Origin of the sequence: Curtobacterium sp. B8, assembly GCF_000333315.1 — a bacterium.
GTDB classification, from domain to species: Bacteria; Actinomycetota; Actinomycetes; order Actinomycetales; family Microbacteriaceae; genus Curtobacterium; species Curtobacterium luteum.
The window spans coordinates 1-1,810 of sequence record NZ_BACW01000317.1; the positions used below are offsets into that span (position 1 = coordinate 1).

1 protein-coding gene is annotated in these 1,810 nt (G+C 68.6%); it reads left to right on the top strand.

Annotated elements, in window-relative coordinates:
* Nucleotides 1–177 precede the first annotated feature (177 nt).
* Nucleotides 178–1,776 (top strand): ABC-F family ATP-binding cassette domain-containing protein, encoded by a 1,599-nt coding sequence (locus I59_RS07815; protein WP_022903384.1) that lies wholly within the window; start codon nucleotides 178–180, stop codon nucleotides 1,774–1,776.
* The last annotated feature ends 34 nt before the right edge of the window (nucleotides 1,777–1,810 follow it).

Sequence of the window (1,810 nt, forward strand, 5' to 3'; positions counted from 1 at the left end):
CGTGGGAACGAAGACGGTCGGCGAGCACTGCGCGGCGAGCGAACCCGGTGGCGTTCGTCATGGATTCTCCTAGAATGGACTGCTGGTCCCGTTCTGAGACCATCGGTCCCGTCAGCGTAGCGGTGCACCTCCCGCACACGTCGTTGTGCAAAACCACCAACTGATTGGACGTCCACTGTGCTTGCCGTGCACGATCTCGAGATCCGCGTCGGGGCCCGCCTCCTCATGGAGAACGTCTCCTTCCGTGTCGAGAAGGGCGACAAGATCGGGCTGGTCGGGCGCAACGGTGCCGGAAAGACCACGATGACGAAGGCGCTGGCGGGGGAGACGCAGCCGACCGCGGGCAAGATCGAACGCGGCGGCGAGATCGGGTACCTCCCGCAGGACCCCCGCTCCGGCAACCCGGAGGACACCGCGCGGAAGCGCATCCTCGATGCTCGGGGCCTCGGCGAGCTCGTCGAGGGCATCCGGCTCGCGACCCTCGACATGGCGAGCGACGACCCGGCCGTGGCCGAGAAGGCGATGCGCCGGTACAGCAGACTCGACGACCAGTTCAACGCGCTCGGGGGCTACGCGGCCGAGGCCGAGGCAGCGTCGATCGCGTCGAACCTCAAGCTGCCGGACCGCATCCTCGACCAGCAGCTGAAGACCCTGTCCGGTGGTCAGCGTCGGCGCATCGAGCTCGCGCGCATCCTGTTCTCGGACGCCGAGACGATGATCCTCGACGAGCCGACGAACCACCTCGACGCCGACTCGATCGTCTGGTTGCGCGAGCACCTGAAGACCTACCCGGGCGGTGTGATCGTCATCTCCCACGACGTCGAGCTCGTCGACGAGGTCGTCAACCGCGTGTTCTACCTCGACGCGAACCGGCAGTCGATCGACGTCTACAACATGGGCTGGAAGCTGTACCAGCGCCAGCGGGCCGCCGACGAGGAACGTCGCCGCAAGGAGCGCGCGAACGCCGAGAAGAAGGCCGCGACCCTCAAGGACCAGGCAGCGCGGTTCGGTGCGAAGGCGACGAAGGCAGCGGCGGCCCACCAGATGGTCGCCCGAGCCGAGAAGCTCCTGGCCGGCCTCGAGGACGAGCGTGCCGTCGAACGCGTCGCGAAGCTGCGGTTCCCGACCCCGACGCCGTGCGGCCGCACGCCGCTCATGGCCGAGGGGCTGTCCAAGTCGTATGGTTCGCTCGAGATCTTCGCGGGGGTCGACCTCGCGATCGACCGCGGCTCGCGGGTCGTCATCCTCGGCTTCAACGGTGCGGGCAAGACGACGCTGCTCCGCATCCTCGCGGGCGCCGACCGGCCGGACACCGGCGAGATCCTCCCCGGCCACGGGCTGCGGATCGGCTACTACGCGCAGGAGCACGAGAACATCGACGTCAACCGCACCGTGATCGAGAACATGGTGTCGGCGTCGAACGACCTCAACGAGACCGAGGCCCGACGTGTGCTCGGCTCCTTCCTCTTCACCGGCGACGACGGCTACAAGAAGGCCGGCGTCCTCTCGGGTGGCGAGAAGACGCGGCTGTCGCTCGCGATGATCGTCGTGTCGGGGGCGAACGTGCTGCTCCTCGACGAGCCGACGAACAACCTCGACCCGGCCTCGCGCGAGGAGATCCTCGGCGCCCTCGCGGGCTACGAGGGTGCGGTCGTGCTCGTGTCGCACGACGCGGGCGCGGTGGAGGCCCTCAACCCGGAGCGTGTCCTGCTGCTGCCGGACGGTACCGAGGACCACTGGAACAAGGAGTACGCGGAGCTCATCGAGCTCGCCTGACCGGCGGGCGCGCGGCGCGCGCGATCCGGACGGG